At 45.3% G+C, this 19,179-nt stretch carries 20 protein-coding genes and 5 tRNA genes; 22 read left to right on the top strand and 3 right to left on the bottom strand.

What is annotated here, in order from left to right:
* Positions 1–22: 22 nt before the first annotated feature.
* From T359_RS0105935 to T359_RS0105860, 14 genes are all read left to right on the top strand, one after another.
* Positions 23–95: transfer RNA gene (locus T359_RS0105935), tRNA-Asn, on the top strand.
* Between the two features lie 76 nt (positions 96–171).
* Positions 172–243 (top strand) — tRNA-Glu (locus tag T359_RS0105930).
* 7 nt (positions 244–250) lie between these two features.
* A tRNA-Ile gene (locus T359_RS0105925) sits at positions 251–324 on the top strand.
* Positions 325–370: 46 nt separating this feature from the next.
* Positions 371–443, top strand: a tRNA-Val gene (locus T359_RS0105920).
* Between the two features lie 60 nt (positions 444–503).
* Positions 504–589 (top strand) — tRNA-Leu (locus tag T359_RS0105915).
* A gap of 278 nt (positions 590–867) precedes the next feature.
* Positions 868–1,497, top strand: coding sequence for an HAD family hydrolase (locus T359_RS0105905; protein ID WP_026516666.1), 630 nt, complete (start codon positions 868–870; stop codon positions 1,495–1,497).
* Between the two features lie 126 nt (positions 1,498–1,623).
* The gene (locus T359_RS0105900) at positions 1,624–2,460 is read left to right on the top strand and encodes a YitT family protein (protein WP_026516665.1); all 837 of its coding nucleotides are present in this window, start codon (positions 1,624–1,626) and stop codon (positions 2,458–2,460) included.
* 105 nt (positions 2,461–2,565) lie between these two features.
* Positions 2,566–3,015 (top strand): LytTR family DNA-binding domain-containing protein, encoded by a 450-nt coding sequence (locus T359_RS0105895; RefSeq protein WP_026516664.1) that lies wholly within the window; start codon positions 2,566–2,568, stop codon positions 3,013–3,015.
* Between the two features lie 5 nt (positions 3,016–3,020).
* Complete coding sequence (locus T359_RS0105890; protein ID WP_197027057.1) at positions 3,021–3,494, top strand: DUF3021 family protein; 474 nt, start codon at positions 3,021–3,023, stop codon at positions 3,492–3,494.
* The gene (locus tag T359_RS0105885; RefSeq protein ID WP_026516662.1) at positions 3,481–4,158 is read left to right on the top strand and encodes a CPBP family intramembrane glutamic endopeptidase; all 678 of its coding nucleotides are present in this window, start codon (positions 3,481–3,483) and stop codon (positions 4,156–4,158) included. The genes T359_RS0105890 and T359_RS0105885 overlap by 14 nt, the downstream gene beginning before the upstream one ends.
* An 80-nt stretch (positions 4,159–4,238) precedes the next feature.
* On the top strand, positions 4,239–4,721 hold the full coding sequence (locus T359_RS0105880) for a DNA-deoxyinosine glycosylase (RefSeq protein WP_026516661.1): 483 nt from the start codon (positions 4,239–4,241) through the stop codon (positions 4,719–4,721).
* The gene (locus T359_RS0105875) at positions 4,718–5,647 is read left to right on the top strand and encodes a DUF1848 domain-containing protein (RefSeq protein ID WP_026516660.1); all 930 of its coding nucleotides are present in this window, start codon (positions 4,718–4,720) and stop codon (positions 5,645–5,647) included. Before T359_RS0105880 ends, T359_RS0105875 begins: the two co-directional genes overlap by 4 nt.
* Positions 5,648–5,780: 133 nt before the next feature.
* Positions 5,781–6,266: an NUDIX hydrolase gene (locus tag T359_RS0105865; RefSeq protein ID WP_026516659.1), complete on the top strand. Its 486-nt coding sequence runs from the start codon at positions 5,781–5,783 to the stop codon at positions 6,264–6,266.
* Positions 6,267–6,361: 95 nt separating this feature from the next.
* Positions 6,362–7,138, top strand: coding sequence for a hypothetical protein (locus tag T359_RS0105860; RefSeq protein WP_026516658.1), 777 nt, complete (start codon positions 6,362–6,364; stop codon positions 7,136–7,138).
* A gap of 15 nt (positions 7,139–7,153) precedes the next feature.
* On the opposite strand, the gene T359_RS0105855 is transcribed toward T359_RS0105860, so the two are convergent.
* A complete protein-coding gene (locus T359_RS0105855) occupies positions 7,154–8,656 on the bottom strand; it encodes a 2-oxo acid dehydrogenase subunit E2 (RefSeq protein WP_026516657.1) in 1,503 nt (500 codons plus the stop codon).
* Positions 8,656–9,390 carry a lysophospholipid acyltransferase family protein gene (locus tag T359_RS0105850; protein WP_026516656.1) on the bottom strand — a complete coding sequence of 245 codons (735 nt, stop codon included), beginning with the start codon at positions 9,388–9,390 and terminating at the stop codon, positions 8,656–8,658. The genes T359_RS0105855 and T359_RS0105850 overlap by 1 nt, the downstream gene beginning before the upstream one ends.
* Before the next feature lie 154 nt (positions 9,391–9,544).
* On the opposite strand from T359_RS0105850, the gene T359_RS0105845 reads away from it, so the two are divergent.
* The 8 genes from T359_RS0105845 (at position 9,545) to malQ (ending at position 16,199) form a co-directional block, all read left to right on the top strand.
* A complete protein-coding gene (locus T359_RS0105845) occupies positions 9,545–10,399 on the top strand; it encodes a CPBP family intramembrane glutamic endopeptidase (protein WP_026516655.1) in 855 nt (284 codons plus the stop codon).
* Positions 10,386–11,291: a hypothetical protein gene (locus T359_RS0105840; protein ID WP_026516654.1), complete on the top strand. Its 906-nt coding sequence runs from the start codon at positions 10,386–10,388 to the stop codon at positions 11,289–11,291. The genes T359_RS0105845 and T359_RS0105840 overlap by 14 nt, the downstream gene beginning before the upstream one ends.
* 125 nt (positions 11,292–11,416) lie before the next feature.
* Positions 11,417–12,550, top strand: coding sequence for an alpha/beta hydrolase family protein (locus T359_RS19495; protein ID WP_051544990.1), 1,134 nt, complete (start codon positions 11,417–11,419; stop codon positions 12,548–12,550).
* Positions 12,537–13,004, top strand: a complete 468-nt coding sequence (locus T359_RS0105830) for a LytTR family DNA-binding domain-containing protein (protein WP_242839050.1) — start codon at positions 12,537–12,539, stop codon at positions 13,002–13,004. The genes T359_RS19495 and T359_RS0105830 overlap by 14 nt, the downstream gene beginning before the upstream one ends.
* Positions 13,001–13,441: a hypothetical protein gene (locus tag T359_RS0105825; RefSeq protein ID WP_026516652.1), complete on the top strand. Its 441-nt coding sequence runs from the start codon at positions 13,001–13,003 to the stop codon at positions 13,439–13,441. The genes T359_RS0105830 and T359_RS0105825 overlap by 4 nt, the downstream gene beginning before the upstream one ends.
* A gap of 14 nt (positions 13,442–13,455) precedes the next feature.
* Positions 13,456–14,022 carry a hypothetical protein gene (locus T359_RS0105820; protein ID WP_026516651.1) on the top strand — a complete coding sequence of 189 codons (567 nt, stop codon included), beginning with the start codon at positions 13,456–13,458 and terminating at the stop codon, positions 14,020–14,022.
* Between the two features lie 83 nt (positions 14,023–14,105).
* Positions 14,106–14,648, top strand: coding sequence for a DUF402 domain-containing protein (locus T359_RS21370; protein ID WP_051544989.1), 543 nt, complete (start codon positions 14,106–14,108; stop codon positions 14,646–14,648).
* Between the two features lie 36 nt (positions 14,649–14,684).
* On the top strand, positions 14,685–16,199 hold the full coding sequence (gene malQ, locus T359_RS0105810) for a 4-alpha-glucanotransferase (RefSeq protein WP_035783581.1): 1,515 nt from the start codon (positions 14,685–14,687) through the stop codon (positions 16,197–16,199).
* 71 nt (positions 16,200–16,270) lie between these two features.
* On the opposite strand, the gene T359_RS0105805 is transcribed toward malQ, so the two are convergent.
* A complete protein-coding gene (locus T359_RS0105805) occupies positions 16,271–19,135 on the bottom strand; it encodes a glycoside hydrolase family 3 C-terminal domain-containing protein (protein ID WP_026516649.1) in 2,865 nt (954 codons plus the stop codon).
* Positions 19,136–19,179: the final 44 nt, after the last annotated feature.

Below are 19,179 nucleotides of genomic sequence, written 5' to 3'. Positions count from 1 at the left end.
TGGTATTTGTATTTTTCAATAATCCTCCTTAGCTCAGTCGGTAGAGCATTCGGCTGTTAACCGAAGTGTCGTTGGTTCGAGTCCGACAGGGGGAGCTATAGTAGATACAATATTCAAAAATTGTGTTATACTAGAGATAGACTGTTACTAGATGATGAAACGGTCTGATGCGGCTCCGTGGTCAAGCGGTCAAGACATCGCCCTTTCACGGCGGTAACACGAGTTCGATTCTCGTCGGAGTCATTTTTCAGGAGATTTAGCTCAGTTGGTTAGAGCAACCGGCTCATAACCGGTCGGTCCCGGGTTCAAGTCCCTGAATCTCCACTAGGTTTTTGTTTTTACAAAAATCAATTACCCAGTTATTTATTAAGGGGTCTTAGCTCAGCTGGGAGAGCATCTGCCTTACAAGCAGAGGGTCACAGGTTCGAGCCCTGTAGGCCCCATAACGCGATATGTATTATATGCATATCGCGTGTTTTTTACCACAATTTAATATGGTAAATGCCGGCGTGGCGGAACTGGCAGACGCCCGGGACTTAAAATCCCGTGGGTAGTGATACCCGTACCGGTTCGATCCCGGTCGCCGGCAGCATAAGGATGATACTGATTTTCAGTGTTGTCCTTTTTCTTTTGCCCGGAACCTTCCTGTACTACTGCATTAAAAAGCCATTTAGCAGTATAAATTACTGTTAAATGGCTCTTTTTCTGTTATAGTAAAAATATGTTTTTGTTGGAGGGTGTTCGATGAAGCTTATTGTTATAGATTTACAAAAAGGAATCACCGATGAAAGACTATATGATGTGGCCGGAAAGATTTGCAAGCTGCATTTCTGTTGATGATGCAATTAAGATGATAGAGGATTTGCGATGAAGCTGGATAACATAGAATGGCTCTTTTTTGATGTTGGCTCAACTTTGGTAAGTGAGGAAAAGCCATTTTTACATAGACTACACGAAATTGCTGATGCTGTTAATGAACCTTTTGATGCGATACAGAATAAGGTTACTCAGCTTTATAAGGAAAAGAAAAAGGGAGAACGAGTACTGATTCAGGAATATGGAATAGAAAGACCTCGCTGGAGAAGTGAAGATGAGGAATTGTTTCCGGAGTCATATGAGTGCCTTGAGCGATTGAGTAAGAAATATAAAATTGGAGTCATTGCTAATCAGCTTCCGGGAACAGCAGCCAGATTAGAAAAGCATGGTGTTTTAAAGTTTATAGATATTGTCATTGCTTCTGCAGAAGAAGGATTAGAGAAGCCTGATAGGAGAATATTTGAGCTTGCCTTATCAAGGGCTAATTGTAAGCCTGAGAATGCTGTCATGATTGGAGATAGGGTTGATAATGACATAATACCTGCTAAGAAAATAGGTATGAAGACTGTTCGTGTGAAGCAAGGAATGTGGAAATACTGGGTTGTTCTTGGCGAAGAGGAACAGGCAGATTTTGAGGTGGATGATCTGAACGCGGTAATAGAGCTGTTTGGTTCGTTATGAAATCTAAATGGATTCTGCAATGAAGGATTATTTTTGGTTAATAAGCTGGTTGACAAAATAGAGGAAATGTTGCATGAAAAGGATGGCAAAAAAGGCGAATAAGATGACTCAGTTAGGAGGCTGGAAATGAAAAAGATATTTGAAGAGATTTTTTCACTTTTTGTTATCGTTGTTGGCGCACTTCTGGCAAGCTTTTCTGTTATCTGTATTTTGATTCCCAATGATGCGATTGATTATGGAACAGCGGGCATTGCAATCATCATAAGCAAGCTCACAGGATTCAATCTTTCGCTGTGCGTTCTTTTCACCTTTATACCATTTTGGATATTGGGGGCAAAACGCCTGGGTAAGACCTTTGGATTTAAGTCCCTGCTTGGTTCCGCCGTTTATACGGCGGGCCTTGAGGTGTTCGAAAGAGTTCCCTTTGAACTGAATACAGAGCACTTTCTGGCGGTGGTCTTCGGCGGTGCAATTCTGGGATTTGGTCTTGCCCTTATCCTTCGAATGGGCGGATGTATAGACGGCTCCGAGATTCTGGCCAATATAATTGTGGATTATCTTTCTGAGAAGACCGGGAAAAATCACAGTCTCACCTATATTCTGCTGGCTTTCAACGCCTGTGTTTATATCGTGGCATTTCTGGTGATAAACCAGAATGCAGCACTGATGAGCCTGCTGGTTTATGTGGTGGCCACATCAGTCATCACCAATGTTACCGATCATTTCGATGCCATTAAACAGGTTACCATCATTACAAAGGATCCCGACAATATCATGAGGGAGATTAAGGAGCAGCTCAACAAGACCTGCACGCTCATGAACTCCTACGGAATGATAGCCGGCGAGAACAAGACACTTATCTGCTACGTGAGCTATTTTGAACTTCAGAAGATGAAGGAAATCATTTCCAGAAATAAGGGGAGCTTCAGTACTGTTTCAACGGTAGATGAGATATTGAGGTAATCGGAATCTGTGGCGGGCATCTTACTCATGTAAATGGCCCTGTTATTCATATTTGTTTGAAAGAGCTTTTTTCGAAATGTATAAATGATACGTGGAGGCAGACAGGTGAAGCTTTTTGTTAGGGAAAATCAGAATCTGGCGGAGACGGAAGTGGAAATCAGATGTAATGAGAGAGACACAGAGGTAGAAAATCTCATTTATGCCATCAATTCCGCTGCGAACGTCATAATCGGAGAAAAAGAGAACGGAGATAAAATACCGGTATATATCACGAAGGTTCTCTATTTCGAAGCTGTTGACAGAAGCGTTTACGCCTATACCGGTTCAGATATCTTCAGGGTAAAAAAGACCATGTATGATATTGAAGACCTGGTAGAAAACGATCATTTTGTCCGTATTTCCAAATCAGTAATCGTCAACCTAAGGGCTGTCAGGAAAATATCTCCCGACAGTGGAAGACGACTGAAACTCCTGCTTTCCAGCGGTGAATGGGTTATAGTCTCAAGAAACTACGTGGATGATTTTAAGCAGAGTATCGGAATGAAAGGAGTTTGATGATCATGGATGAAAAGAAAATGCTGATTGCCCTTAAGAAAAGCATCTCAAGAGCTGCCATATTGTTTTCCTTAACTGCATTGTTCATTGGTATCATTTATACATTTGAAGGGGCGTCCATCCAAGCGGTGGTGCTTATAAAACTCTGGATAACATTCCTGGTGGCCGGTATTCTTATTTTTTTCAGGGTGCTGACAGATAGCAGCAAATGGGCCATGGGTAAGCCTTTTATCGTAAAAAATCTTATTTTTATGCCCCTGTTTTTGCTGGTAGCCCTGATATTTGCAATGGATGTTTCAAGAGAAGAAGGACAGGTAATTCCGGACTTTACGAAGCTTCCTGTTTATGCGGGAATATTCCTTCTTTGCTTTACAATAGTTCAGATAATCGGCTATTTCAGAATGAAGGCTAAGACTGACCTTATGAACGATGCTCTTTTGGAATTTCGAAAGGAGCATAAGTGGGATGAAGAAGAATAGTGTTGTTGTATTTAGAGTAGCATTGGGAGTGGCGGTGTGGTTTCTGATCACCAAGGGATTTGCCCTTTGGCTGGAGCCAAGGATCTTTGCCGGACTGCCGGATGCTCTCAGGCTGATATTTAAGCAAATGCTGGTTCCCTATACTCTGGGCCTTGCAGGCTTTTATCTTGCGGCAGGAAAAATGGAAAAGAAAGAACCTGAAGGTGGACAGAACGTAACTGCCTGGCTTCTCTTAAAGAGTCTGTTAATACAGATGGGGCTTTCTCTTCCGATTGCTGCAGTCATAAATATTCTGATTGTTGTGCTTGGAGGAACTATCTCCAATCCTATGGCAAAAGAGATGTTTGGAGCCAACTGGATTTTTTACGCAGTACTGCTTTTATTGTTCAATCCGGTTATGGAAGAGATCCTCTTTCGAAAGCTGGCCCTGGACAGGCTCCTGGTCATCGGGGAGAAAAAAGCGGTACTTATCTCTTCAGTTCTTTTTGCCCTTCCCCATGTGATATCCCAGGGATTGCCACAGATGTGCGCAACCTTTGTATTAGCCCTTGTCTGGGGGAATCTTCGTGTAAAGACAGGAAAGCTCTGGCCCTGTATTGTTCTACACGGATGTTTTAATCTTATCAGCGGATATATCATCCAGGCTCTCACAATGATTAATTGATTACTAAACATGAAGAGAAGCGGAATGCTTCTCTTTTTTGTGCTATGATGAAGTAACATGACATAAATGGGAGATAGACAGTGATAGTACATCCGATTCCACCGGTTTATGATGAAAATTCAAAAGTGTTGATATTGGGGAGCTTTCCTTCTGTGAAGTCCAGGGAAGCTCAGTTTTTCTATGGACATCCACAGAATCGGTTTTGGAAGGTGGTGGCATCAGTATTTGAGGATGAGCTGCCGGAGACGATTCAGGAGAAGAGAGAGTTCTTGATAAGCCATAATATAGCAGTTTGGGATGTGATACATTCCTGCGATATAACGGGATCCTCGGATGCCAGCATTAAAAATGTTGTACCGAATGATCTCAGCATAATTTTGAATACTACTAACATTAGGAATATTTATGTGAATGGCAAAACCGCGTATAAGTATTATGAAAAATATACTAAGAAGCTTATAAACAGAGAGGCTATCTGTCTTCCGTCTACCAGTCCTGCCAATGCGGCATGGAATTTGGAACGGTTAAAAAGTGAGTGGAAAGTGATAAAGGAAGTTATATGATAATTCAGACCGGATCCAGGACAGACATACCCGCCTTTTATGCCGAGTGGTTCGCCAATCGGTTAAAGGACGGCTATGTATATGTCAGAAATCCCTTTAATATGACCTACATAACTAAATATGATCTGAATCCTGCGGTGGTGGATCTTATCTGCTTTTGCTCGAAAAATCCTGCGCCAATGCTTAAGTATCTGGACCTTCTTAAGCCCTACGGGATGTACTGGTATGTGACCATTACAGGCTTTGGAAGGGATATTGAGCCCAATGTGCCGGATTCCATGGAGGTGGCGGAGACCTTCAAGAGGCTGTCGGAATTTGCCGGCATAGACTCCATGGGCTGGCGTTACGATCCCATTTTTCTTGACGAGAAGTACACCAGGGACTATCATCTTGAACAGTTTGAGAAGCTGGCCACAGCCCTTGATGGCTACACGGAGACAGCTGTCATCAGCTTTATCGATCTGTATCAGAAGGTAAGAAAGAACTTCCCTGAAGCCAAGGCAGTAGAAAAAGAGGACAGACTCTACCTTGGCGAGCATATGGCAAAGATAGCCCGTGACCATGGCATGGTCCTCAGACCCTGCGGCGAAGGCACAGAGCTGGAGCAGTTCGGAGCAGATTGCAGCGGCTGTATGACTCAGCCTATCTATGAGAAGGCCATTCACAACACCATGGTCTTTCCTAAGGGGAAGAGCACCAGAAGCTCCTGCGCCTGCTACCTTGGCGGGGATATCGGAATGTACAACACATGTCTTCATATGTGCAGGTACTGCTATGCCAATTATGATGAGAAAACAGTGAGGGCCAATCGTGCAAATCATGATCCGAACTCACCGCTGCTTATCGGCAATGTGCGCCCGGAGGATGAGATTCACAAGGCAGAGCAAAAGAGCTGGATAGACGGGCAATTGAAATTTGTATGGTAAGGGGAGTAAATGCTATGACTGAGTATGTTTTGTTGGAGAATCAATTGAAGGCAGAGGGAAAAGAAGGTTTTTATGATGACTAAATATATAGAGCGTTGATTACGGAATTATGCACTAATACAGGGAGGTATGTATGGAATACAATTGTGGATTTACCAATGAAAATAAATGGTTCAGATACCGCGCAGCAGCCATAATCGTAGAGGACGGCTATGTGCTTTTTGCCGGCAATGAGAAGGATGATTATTACTACTCAATCGGCGGCGCTGTTCATATGGGTGAGACCGCAGAAGATGCGGTTAGAAGAGAGGTCTTCGAGGAGACCGGCATACCCTATGAGGTAGATCACCTGGCTGTGATTCATGAGAATTTCTTTAATGAGAATATGGGGGCATTAAAGGATATGGACTGTCATGAAATTGCTTTTTATTTCGTGATGAAGCCCAGAGGAACCAGGGAACTTAACAGTAACAGCTACACCCAGGGCATAAGAGAGAATATGTACTGGCTTCCTATAGCGGAACTTGATAAATACAGGGCTTTCCCAACTTTCATGAAGGAATTTTTACAGTCAGAGCACACAGGAGTAGAACATATCGTCTCAGATGAAAGAGTCTGAGTTTTATATATTTTTAACAAAAATAGTAAACGTAAAATGGTAAAATCATATAGTGACACGTATATTTTTTCAAAATTACAAAGAGGGGTGTGATTATGAAGAAAAGAATTTTGGCTATTTTATTGTTGAGTACTATAGCATTTAATGTTGTGGCCTGCGGTGCCCAGGAGGGCGGAGAAGCTGAGCAGCCCGCAGCAAGTGAAGCGGTTTCTGTTGAGGCAGTTACAGCAGAGGAACCGGCTGCAGCAGAAGAACCGGCTGTGACAGAGACTACCGAACAGGCAGCAGCCGAGGAGAGCAGCGAAGCTACAGAGGAGACAGCCGCCGAGGAGGGAAGCGCAGCTAACCTTCCGGCCTACGAATATCCCGGACCTGAGCTTTTTTATTACGTGCTGTATCAGTACCTTGTTGACGAGCTTGCCGGGAACTATCCACAGTCGGATGTTTCTATCCCATGTCCCATTATCATGACCATTGATGAAAGTGATAAAGCGGATATCAAGGTATACGGCGACTTCTGGATCTTCAATTACAATCTTGAGGGCGATACACTGATGAACAGCTCCGGAGGTGCTTATCCCGGATGCATTCATATGAAGTGTGACGAGAGCGGCTATGAGGTGACGTCCATGGAGGTTGTAGGGGACGGAAGCGACTATGAGCCTACTGCAAAAAAGATTTTTGGAGATCTCTATGATGAACTTAACAAGACAACCGCAGATGAAGAGGGCCGCGAGGCAACCCGTGCCCAGATCATTGCCAACTATGTGGCTGCCAACAATCTTTCAATAACAGCGTATCAGGATTTTGGCTGGGATCCTGTGCCCCTTCCTGAGGAGAATATTGATAACTTCTACAGTCCTGATCTTTAAAAAAATTTTTTTATATTATTCCTCTGAAAGAGGGCCCTCCATGAGCTTGGGATTCTCAATAAGCTGCTTGATGAGCTTTAATGACCTTGCATAGTAGAAACCGTCTGAGATCCTCTCATCGATGGTGAAGGCCAGATCCAGCTCCCTTGTGGTGGTTACTTTTCCCTCGGGATCGATATGGGTATTGGTCTTCTTGGTTCCTACGATGATAAAAATGGAATTGGTTCCCCAGTTCATAAGGTGGTGGTAACCGATGTCCATGCCGATGGAGCCAAGGTTGGTAAGAACAACTGAGCACTGATAAGGGTCTGTAGCGATAACCGACTGGGGCATCCAGCCGTGCTTATCAAGGAATCTTGCGATGGCTCCGATAAGATGTTTTCCCGGAAGCTTCATGATGACATTCATGGCTTCTGTGGATTCATCATCCTGGGTTTTGCAAAGAGCTATCTGCTGTCTTACCTTGCGGCTGATGGCTTCAAGATTGTCACTGTCTTCAGCAACGATCCTTGCCAGAGTCTCATCACCGTCGTCTCTGAAATCTTTTTTTACAGTAAAAGCGGCTGTGATATTGTTTCGCTGATACATGGTCTGATTGGCGATGAAGCGATTCATCTGGGGACGAAGTCTGATGCACTTAAGGGCCGCTGCAATGACCACATCGAAAATGGCAATTCTGCTGTCAGGGTGATTTTTGTTGTATTCCCTGATATATTCCTCAGTGCCGGAAATATCAATATTGAGTTTCATATATGCCTCATTGTCGCATCTGTTGGGATACATAAGAGGCATTACATAATGCATGGCATCTATATCTCTAAGGAGCGCACCATCGCGCCTGTCTCCGAATCTTCTGTTTTTCAATTTAATGTCCTTTCCAAATAAAAGCAATTCAAGAAAAATGTACATAACTACCGCAGCCCACACATCAGTGAAGGAGTGCTGCTTAACAAAGCATACTGAAATGCAGATCATAAAGGCCCAGAGGCTTACAAAGATTTTTTTCCAAAGCTTCGGTCCCTTAGCGGTAAGCCAGGCAGACAGTACAGCCAGAGTGTAGCCTACGTGCAGGGAAGGGCAAACCCCGGTGGAGGTGTCTGCGGTATAGATAATTCCCAGAAGTGCTGTGCAAAAATTCTCTCTGGGGAAGGTCTCGGGCCTCAGGTACTGGACCGAGGGCCATACGATATAGGTGATAACTGCGATGATCTGCATTCCTATAACGACCTTTTGTGCACGGACAAAGCTCTTTATGTCATAGAGCACAAATTCCAGCAGGGACCACACCATGAATACGTACCAGGAAACATAGAACAGTACGAAGTATTCGTTAAATGGGATCATGTCATCAACCACGCTGTGGACCACGTGGCACTTTTCCGGGGGAATAACTCTCTCGGTGACAAAGTACATGAAAAAGTAGATCAGCCAGCCGATGAGCAGCAGTAAATGTCTGTATTCTTTACTTGTTATATTTGATAATCTAAGCTTTCTATAATCAACTACAGGTTTCTTCATTACAATCTTTCATTAAGTGGATAATATTTTTTTGATACATTGGGGTAGGGCACAACTCTGTGCCTGGGCAGGCTGTAAGCCATCTCCGAGATGCTGCTCTGTAAGTAGGTGCATATTCTCCCGGCTTCCTCTCCGGAGCTTCGGGAAGGGTCAAACACTATGGGCTTTCCGAATACCATTTTTCCAAGCTTCGGACAGATGTACATGGGCACAAAAGGGATAGCCTCTCCGGTCTGTCTGTAATAGTATTTGCCCACATGAACAAAGCCCCTCTGGAACTGATGGACTATGTTGTTGTACTCTGTATAATCCTCGGGAAAAATAACTACGGCAGCGCCATCTTTTAATTTATCGCAGGATATCTGGAAGGTCTTCATAACACGCTTGTCGCGGTATACCGGTATGGTCGCGGCATCGTTAAAAACGCTCTCCGAAATCCTTGGAAGCATATGTGCAAGGAGCTTGAAAAAAGGCCTTGTGATCACGGGCTTTTTTGACCAGAAATCCGTATAGGCGTAATCTGCCACCCTGTCCCTTTCCATCATCTCTGAGATGCACCAGGTGTAGTGCTCCCCGGGAAAATAGAGCTCTGCAGCCACAGGACCGTAGGCCTGGGAGTGGTTACCCACCACAACGCAGGGGCCATCGGGAAGATTCTCTGTTCCTTCGGGTATAAATTCAGGCATCAGAATCTCTGCCATTTTTTTTAAAATGCGATATACAAGATGCTTCATCTTGTACCTCCGGTAAAGTATATTATGTCAACCCAAAGGAACAGTATACCGCATTTTTCTGATTATATCTATGAAAAAAATGTGAAGGGATGTTCACATTCGGTACGGATTATAGTGTAGAATTGTAATATACAAACGTATGAGGAGGAGAGATATGAAAGAAGGTAAGATCAGGGAACATAAGTTGTCGGACAAGAATCCGATACTTAGCAGCGTTTTGTTTGGAATTATCGGACTGGTGATCATTCAGCTATTGATGGAACTGATTGATCTGGTCATCCGCATGATTATACCGGCATATAACATGAGTGTAGGACCGGTGGGGATTATTATATCCGCGGTTTTGATTCTGCTTTGGTATAAGAATTGGTTTAAGCCACACTTCCTTGGATCCTTAAAAGGCACAGAGCTGTATACCGGTGTCTGGGTTCTGGTCATAGCAAGGCTTATTTATCTGGCACTGAGCGCCATCGTGGATTTTCTGTTATGGCACACAAAAATGATTCCACCCACCCTGGACAATATGTTCCTGGCACTAATGGCGGGAGTTACGGAGGAAGCAACTTTCAGAGGCATGATGCTTCCGGTTCTTATGAGAAAATATAAGGGAAAGAACTTTATGATGCCCATTATGACCTGCGCCATCACCTTTGGTCTTTTCCATGGAGTCAACCTTCTTGCCGGGGCTGATCCGGGATCCACTGTTTTACAGGTAGTCGCAAGCTTCCTGTCAGGAATTACATTTACAGCTTTATATCTGGTCAGCGGTAATATACTGGTTCCCATGGCTCTGCATTTTATCCATGATGTGGTAGCCTTCTGCTATGAAGGAGTTGAAGAGGGAATTGTTACTTCGAAAGTCACTGCCAGCAGCTTTACCGATCCCGCGCTGGGGCTTATCCTTGCCGTATTTGTGATGTATTATATAAACAGACCTGAGGTCAGGGAGAGGATATTCTCCATCTGGAAGAAAAAATGGAGTGAAGAAACAAGTAATGAAGAGAACTGAAAAGGCGTTTTATCACCTTCCGGGACTGTTTGAATTTTATGAACTCTATAAAGTATTCCTGCCGCTCTTTAGGGAGCGACGGGAATATTTTTATGACTGGTGCGACATTGGCTCCATATACGGCGCTCCCGCAGACTGCATCTGGGGCGGCGGCCGTGTGGGCTTCGGAGAGGCGGAAAGCTCAGAGGTTGCAGCCCTGCTACGGGAATACGGTATTTCCGCAAGGCTCACCTTCAGCAATTCTCTTATTAGAGACGAGCACCTTTCGGATAAAAGATGTAACGCTCTGTGTTCATTATTCGAGAAAAATGGTGGGGCTCCAAGCGGCGTGATTATTCATTCGGATGTGCTTCTTGATTATCTGAAAAAGAACTATCCGGGATTTTACTTTGTATCATCCACAACCAAGGTTCTGACTGATTTCGCCGACTTTGAGAAGGAGCTGGACAGGAGCGACTTTGACTATGTTGTGCCTGATTTCAGACTAAATACTCAGCTGGAAAAGCTTATGAATCTGTCTGATGCTCAGAAGAACAAGACGGAGTTTCTCTGTAACGAGTGCTGCTACTTTGGCTGCTATGACAGAAAAAACTGCTACGAGAATGTCAGCAGAAAAGCCCTGGGAGAGTCCTGCGAGGACCATATTTGCGTATCTCCCACCGCAGAAAAGGGTTACAGATTTTCCGATGCCATGGAAAATCCCGGCTTTATCGGCCTTAATGAAATACAAAATGTATTTATGCCCGGGGGCTTTTCCAACTTCAAGATCGAGGGAAGAAGCCTTGGAAGCGCTATAGTACTGGAGTTCTTACTCTACTACATGACAAGACCCGAGTACCGGTTGAAGGTCCGTGAGGAGATATACCTGGACAGCTCGCTGGATCTGTTTTGAGCAGAATGGTAACATGAAAAATGCATCTTACCACCGATTTTTGCATCTTACGGCAAAAATCGGTTTTTTTGTTGCGGGAAAGATTATTATCAACTCATGAACCGACAACACAGGAGGAAAAAATAATGAAAAAGACAAATATTGGAAAAAAGATATTGAAGGCACTGGGAATTATCCTTTTGGTGATTGTTCTTCTGGCAGTAATTCTTGTAAAGGTTGTTCCTGCACTGCTTTTTACAGATTATCAGGGACGCCCCACCACAGGTGAATATAAGGTGGCTCAGAGCGAGGCCATTCTCATAGATAACGACAGACTTGAGACCTTTGAAACAGACGGATCCTTCAGAGAGGTTCCCGTACATTTTTATTATCCTGAGGAGATCGAGAGCATCGAGGCAGACAGCCTTCCCCTTGTTATCTTCAGCCACGGCGCTTTCGGATATTATCAGAGCAACAGCTCAACATACATGGAGCTTGCCAGCAACGGATATGTGGTTGTAAGTCTTGACCATCCTTATCATTCTTTTTTTACCAAGGATTCAGCAGGAAAGACCGTTATCGTTGACAAGAACTTCTTTTCCACAGCCATGGAAATCGGAAAAGGCGACATCACTGAAATCGAAGTTTATCAGATCACATCCAAGTGGATGGAGCTCAGAGAAGCAGATATGAACTTTGTTCTTGATACACTTATCGCATCAGCAGACAGCGGAAATCTCGGAGACGAGTGGTTTTTTGCAGGAGCAGAAAAAGAGCACATCGCAGAAGCTTTAAGATGCACAGATACAGAAAAGATCGGCCTTATGGGACATTCCCTTGGCGGAGCCACAGCAGTTACCGTAGGAAGAAGAAGTGATGTATCCGCAGTTATTGATTTTGATGGTACAATGTTAGGTGAGGAAATCGGAGTGGAGAACGGAAAGACCCTTGTAAATGATGAAGTTTACGACACACCTCTTCTTTGCTTCGACTCAGAGAGCCATCACGAGGACAGGGGAAAAGCAAGAGAGACCGGCGTTGTATATGCCAACAACGTGGTACTTGATAACGCCACAGAGGGCTACAGCACATATTTTGTTGGTGCAAAGCACATGGACTTCACAGACCTTCCGCTTTTTTCTCCCTTCCTTGCAAATATGCTGGGCCACGGTGACGTGAACTCAGAGGAGTGCATTGATCAGATCAATGAGATCACACTTAATTTCTTTAACTGCTATCTTAAGGGAAATGGGGAATTTACTGTAAATGACAAGTACTGATAAGGTTATGGACCTGGAGGTCAGCATTATCGCAGCTGACAAGAATGAATATGTAAAGATCGGATGCCACGAGATGGACGAGCGCATCAGCGAGATCGTGAAGTTTGTTAAGCTTCGCCAGGGCAACATCGAGGGCATCCGGGAGGGGGATAAATACAGCGTTCCCATTCAGGATATCTATTACATCGAATCCGTGGACGACAAGACCTTCCTGTATATGAAGGGCGGCGTCTACGAGTCAGGAAGACGACTCTATGACCTGGAAGAGGTCATGGAGCCCTACCATTTTGTCAGGATCTCCAAGTCCATAATCGTTAACCTCATGAAGGTTGTTTCCATAAAGCCCGCTCTCAACGGGCGCTTTGTGTGCAAACTCCGGAATGAGGAAGAGGTCATTATCTCCAGAAAATATGTATCGGATGTAAAAAAGAAGCTGCGAGGTGAGAGCGTATGAAAGAGCATTTAAAGGAGTGCCTTAGGAACTTTTTTATCATAGTAACCTGTATAAATTTAGCCATGTTCGTGCTGGGAAGCATATTTCAGAAGGGGCAGCAGTTTGGATATGAAGCCTTTCTGTATCCGCTGATCTACGGAGCCCTGGGCAGCATTCCCAATCTTTTTATGGTAAAAAAAGAAGAGCCCACCCTTAAGCAGTACGTGGTGAGGCAGATTCTTGGAGCGCTGCTGTGCATGGTGCTTTTGTTTGTGTTCATGTTCGGGGGAAAGCCCATAACTACTGACATTATGATAATCGCAGCGGGCGTTGCGGTGAGCGTTATCGTGATCTTTATCATTGTGGATGTGGTCACCTGGATCCTGGATTCCAAGACGGCAAAAGACATGACGGCGGACCTTAAGGTGCTGCAGGAAAATGCAGGTATAAAGGAATAACGGAGGAGAGAGTTGTGGGCAAATTATTGGTTGTTTTTCCCGGCGTTGGCTATCACTGTGACAAGCCCTTGCTGTACTACGGAAGGAAGGCTGCTGCGGAATTTGGCTATGAGGAGTGCCGCAGTTTAAGCTATACATGTCCTGTGGACAAGATCCGCGGAAACAGGGAAAAAATGGAAAAAGCCTTCGAGGCGCTGTATGCTCAGACTATGGAACAGCTGCAGGATGTTAACTGGGATGAATACGACGACATTCTTTTTATTTCCAAGAGCATAGGAACCATCATTGCCACAGCCTACGCCAAAGAGAAGAAGATTAAGAACGTAAGACAGGTGCTGTACACGCCTTTGGAAGATACATTTAAAGTGATGGACCCTGAGTTTGGAAGTACCGCAGTGGCCTTCATCGGAACCGCAGATCCCTGGAGCCATGTGCCGGAGGTGATCGAAATGGCAGGGGAACATGGCGTAGCTATTCATGTTTACGAGGATGTGAATCACTCCCTAGAGGGCAGTGATACAATTGCCAACCTGGAGATTATGAGAGATGTAATGGCGAAAACTAAGGAATTTTTTGCGTGAGTGGACTGGGACCGTCCCCCTGTCCCAGAGGTTCATGTCTGGAGTGAGGAAGTAATAAAAAAGTATATTTGACGGGAGTTTTTATGTTGGAAATAAAGGAAAAGAATCTGGACAGGCGTGAGTGGTACGGGGATACCGACAGAGATTTCGCCTGTGTCTATCACAAGGATCAGCATTTTGAGGGTGGGGTGGGCCTTATCATCTTTACAGGGCTCAAGGCTCCTGATATGGTGGATTCCCCCAGCGGAAGCTTATGCATTGCCGACAATGGCTATCAGTGGCTGGAGCTTGCTCCAAAGGACGAGTATTTTGTCATAACCGTCATGTTTCATGATGATAAGATATTCCAGCAGTACGTGGATATCACTCAGAAAAATGTTATATCTGCAGATGGAGATGCAGTTTTTTACGACATGTTCCTGGATGTGGTATTTAACGAGAAAGGCCAGGCTGATATCATCGACACCGAAGAGCTTGATGAAGCCCTGGCAGCAGGCATTATAACTGACGAAGAATATGCCCTTGCCAAAACCACCGCTGACAGAGTAGTGAAGTTTTACTGTGAAAAATACGAAGCTATCGAGAAGAAGTTGTTCGAGTACAGAGATACGCTGTTTAGTGTATAATTATAGGGTAAATCATTTATGCGAGGAGGAAACGTTATGAACAGGGAGAGCGGTATTCTAATGCCGGTGTTTTCGCTGGCATCTAAGTTCGGTATCGGATGTTTTTCCAGAGAAGCTTTTGACTTTGTGGACTTTCTTGAGAAATCAGGCCAGGGCTATTGGCAGGTTCTGCCCCTTGGGCCCACGGGCTTTGGCAATTCGCCCTATCAGCCTTTTTCTGCCTTTGCAGGCAATCCCTACTTCATTTCTCCGGAGAAGCTCATCGAAGAGGGACTTCTTACCTGGGATGATGTGAACGGTGTGGACTTTGGCGGCAACCTGGAGCAGGTGGACTATGGCAAGCTCTATGAGAACAGACCCAAGATCCTTAAAAAGGCCTACGAGAACTACCTTGAAAAAGAGGATGGCAAAGAGCTTAAGAAGTACGCCAAGGACAATGAGTACTGGCTTTCCGACTATGCTCTTTACGTGATAATAAAAAATCTCCAGGAGGGCAAATCCTGGCTGGACTGGGAGGGAGACTTAAGACTTCGCAAAAAAGCTGCTCTTGATGAGGTAAAAAAGAAACAGGCCAAGGAGCTTGAATTTATCTACTTCGAGCAGTTCATGTTCGATAAGCAGTGGGGCGAGATCCTGGAATACGCCCACAAAAAGAATGTGAAGATCATCGGTGATCTGCCCTTTTATGTGGCTATGGACAGCGCCGATGCCTGGTCCCATCCCGAGGCCTTTGAGATGAACAAAGACCTGACCCCTAAGGCGGTGGCAGGGTGCCCGCCGGATGCTTTTTCACCTACAGGTCAGCTCTGGGGCAATCCCGTATACGACTGGGATGCGCTTAAGAAAAATGGCTACGACTGGTGGATTGAGAGAATTAAGAGAAACTATGAGTGGTTTGATGTGATCAGGATCGATCACTTCCACGGCTTTAATGAATATTATGAGATACCCTTCGGGGATAAGACCGCGGAGAAGGGCAAGCTCAAGAAGGGCCCCGGTATGGAGCTTTTCAAGGCTCTTAAAAAGAGTATCGGTGAGCTCAACATGATAGCTGAGGACCTGGGAAGCTACACTGAGGAAAATGTAAAGCTCCTGGAGGATACAGGATTCCCGGGAATGAAGGTTCTTCAGTTCGGTTTTACCAGCTGGGACAGCATCTATGTGACCCACAGGCATGAGAGAAATGCCGTGGTTTACACAGGAACCCATGACAATACTCCTACCTTCGCCTGGGTACAGGAGATAAGTGACGGCGAGAGAGATTTTACAAGACGCTATGTAAATTCCATGAACACGGACTACGGTGCTCTTGTGTGGGACATCATAAGAGAGGCATACCGCTCAGTGGCGGATCTTTGCATAGTGCCTCTTCAGGACTACCTCTGCAAGGGAAGAGAAGCCCGCATCAATACCCCGGGAACAAGCGAGGGCAACTGGATGTGGCGCCTTACTCCCAACTACCTCTCAGAGGATCTGGCAAGGAGCATCCGTCTCATCACCGAGACCTACAGCAGAATTCCCAAGGCCCCGGAAGAAACAAAAGAAAAATAAAACAAAAGGCGCAGTGCGACATAATATCGCGCTGCGCCTTTTTTAAGGATTATATCTAGTGGAGTTTTTTATTATTTGGAAATGTTCACTTCTTTGTATTTCTTGAAGGTCTTTACTTCCCAAAGGGCAAGAAGGACAAGAACTACGAGGTCAGCGATGATAAGCGCGATCTGCCATCCGTAGAGGCCGCTTCTAAGGTTTTCAGGTTCATAGGCTCTGCTGTTAACAACAGTGTACATGATGTTCTTGGCAGCTGTTCTCATGGCCTTGATTCCTGTTGCTGAAGTCTGATCGGAGAGGGTGTTGTCTCCCATCTCATAAGCAACAAGCATAAGGTCGTTTCCGTTTCTGATGCAGGCATCTGCATCCATGAAGTTAGCTCCAAGGAAGTAGTCAGTGATAACCATTCCTCTGAAGCCCCACTCATCACGAAGAACCTTGTTAAGAAGGCTGTCGTTAGCTCCGGACCAGTGAGGTCCGATGTAGCTGTAGGAGCTCATTACCGCCTGAGCGCCGCCGGTCTTAACTGCAATCTCGAAAGGCTTTAAGTAGATCTCACGGATTGCCTGCTCGGGAGCCCAGATGGATACCATGTTCCAACGGTTGGTCTCCTGATCGTTCATGGCAAAGTGCTTGATGTAGCTGTATACGCCGTACTCTTTTGCACCGATAACTTCCTGTGCGATCTGTGTTCCTGATAATATTCCGTCCTCTGAAACATACTCAAACTCACGTCCGCCAAGGGCTGCTCTGTGGGTGTTGATAGCAGGAGCATACCATCCTGAAGCTTCCATCTCGTCGCACATTTTACCCATAAGTCTTCCGTACTCAAGAGCAAGCTCTTTGTTGAAGGTACATGCAAGAGTTACGGATGAAGGCATACCGATGGAGTACTTGCCGGTGAAGTTGTTTGTAATTGATGCAGGTCCGTCACAATCGGTGGTGCGGGCTTTTTTAACAGAAGAAACTTCTATTGTCTGGTATCCGCCAAGACCGATAAGGGGAACCATCTCATCAACGGTGAGCTCATCAAGGAGCTTTTCCCAACGGGGATCGTCATAATCTGCGCCGCGAAGGTCCTCAAGTACAAGACCGTTGTTGGCTCCTGTTACAGGCATCTCATCGCTTTCATCGTTGAGAGCTGTAGGATCATAATTTAAGTTGCAGACATATTCTGCCTTTGCCTCATCTGTCATGGAGTAGCTGGCAGGTGAAGCGGTAGCCTCTGTGAAGTTAGCAAAGTGATCTGCACGGGAAAGATATGTTGCATTGCCCAGGGCTGAATCGAAGTGGTTGGTTGCTGCAACTTCATCAGTTGAGCGTTTGTTGTTTTCGCCGTAAACGATTGTATCGCCTACAGTGAAGGTCTTCTCATCTACTACAGTGTGAGAATCTGTTCTGAGGGAAACTACATACTCGCCCTCTTCAAGGACATAAGCCTTGTTAACGTTTGCATCATAAGAAGCAAGGGACTCCTGGGTGAAGCTAAGGGTCAGAGTTTGGGACTCGCCGGGCTCAAGGAGCTTTGTCTTGTCAAAAGCAACAAGGTTAACAGCCGCTTTTTCGATACCGCCGTTGGTGTAAGGAGGAGTGTCATAGAGCTCAACTGCGTCCTTACCTGCAACGCTGCCGGTGTTGGTTACTGTAACGTCTACAGTGATATTTCCGTCTGATGCTACGTTCAGATCGCCCATGGTCTGCTCAAAGGTTGTGTATGAAAGACCATATCCGAAGGGATACTGAACTTCTTTGTCATAATCAATGAGACCTTCCACTGCCGCTGTCTCATAGAAACGATATCCTACATAAATACCCTCAACATAGTTTACGAAGTGAGGCTTGGAAACACCAAGTATAGGATCGCCTGAATCCAGTGTGAATTCTTCTACATTGTCAAACTCATAGTTACCAAAGTTGTTGAACCAAGGAGAGTTTGCGATGTTTCTTGCAAAAGTGTCTGAGGTCTTACCTGAAGGGTTAACAGATCCTGAAAGCACTGATCCGAGAGCAGGGAAACCGCCCTGTCCAAGGCCCTGGCACCATACAAGACCCTTGATGCTTGGATAATCATCAACGAAGGTCATCTCAAAGGTGTTGGCACCGGTGTAAACAACGATTACATTGCTGAAATCAGCACATACTCTGTCGAAGAGATCGCGCTCTGTCTTGTCCAGCTGAAGGATATGCTGGCCTGCTGAGAAGTCTGAGTACTCGGTAGAGTTCTCATTGTAGGTAACGCCTGCTGTTACGTCCTTGGGAAGGTCTGCACCTTCACCGCCGGAGCGGGCGATTACGATAACTGCGGTGTCTGAGAAGCTCTTTGCGTTCTCCATCATTGCATCTGAGTAGGTTGCAAGAGGAGGCTCAGGAAGAGTCCAGTCCTGACCGAAAAGACCGATCTCAGGTCTGTCAGTTCTGTAGGCTCTGTAGAAATCTGAGAGCTCCTTGTTGGTCTCAAAGCCAGCGCTCTCAAGACCCTCTAAAAGAGTGTTGGTCTCAAAGTCAGGGGAGAATCCGCCGGATCCTGTTCCGCCGTAGTAGGGGCTTACTGATGACCATCCGAAAACGTTGAGCTTTTTTCCTGTTGCAAGAGGAAGAAGACCCTTGTTCTCAAGAAGAACGATTCCTTCGCCGGCAACGGTTCTTGAAAGCTCTCTTGCCTCAGCGATGGTCTTATCTGTAACTTCACCCTTTCCTGTTGCCAGGGTGATCATGTTGGACATAGGTCCGAAGCAGATAAGATTTGCTATAGTTACGATGGCTGCCAGAAGAGCGATAAGTGCCTGTCTTCTGATCATGAATTTCTTTGCGCGCTCTTTTTTCCTGACAGCGATCATAACAACGATGGCTGCTGCAAGAACTACCAAAAGAGCGATAAGGTGTGGAGCGATCAGTTTGAGAACGTTGATCACATCCGTCATGTTGATACTTAACATTTGTATATCCTCCCTTTATCGTTTGTCGATAGTTGGCATTTTAG

Origin of the sequence: Butyrivibrio sp. MC2021 (assembly GCF_000621605.1) — a bacterium.
Lineage (GTDB): Bacteria > Bacillota > Clostridia > Lachnospirales > Lachnospiraceae > Butyrivibrio.
This window is presented reverse-complemented; position numbering and strand designations above follow the sequence as displayed.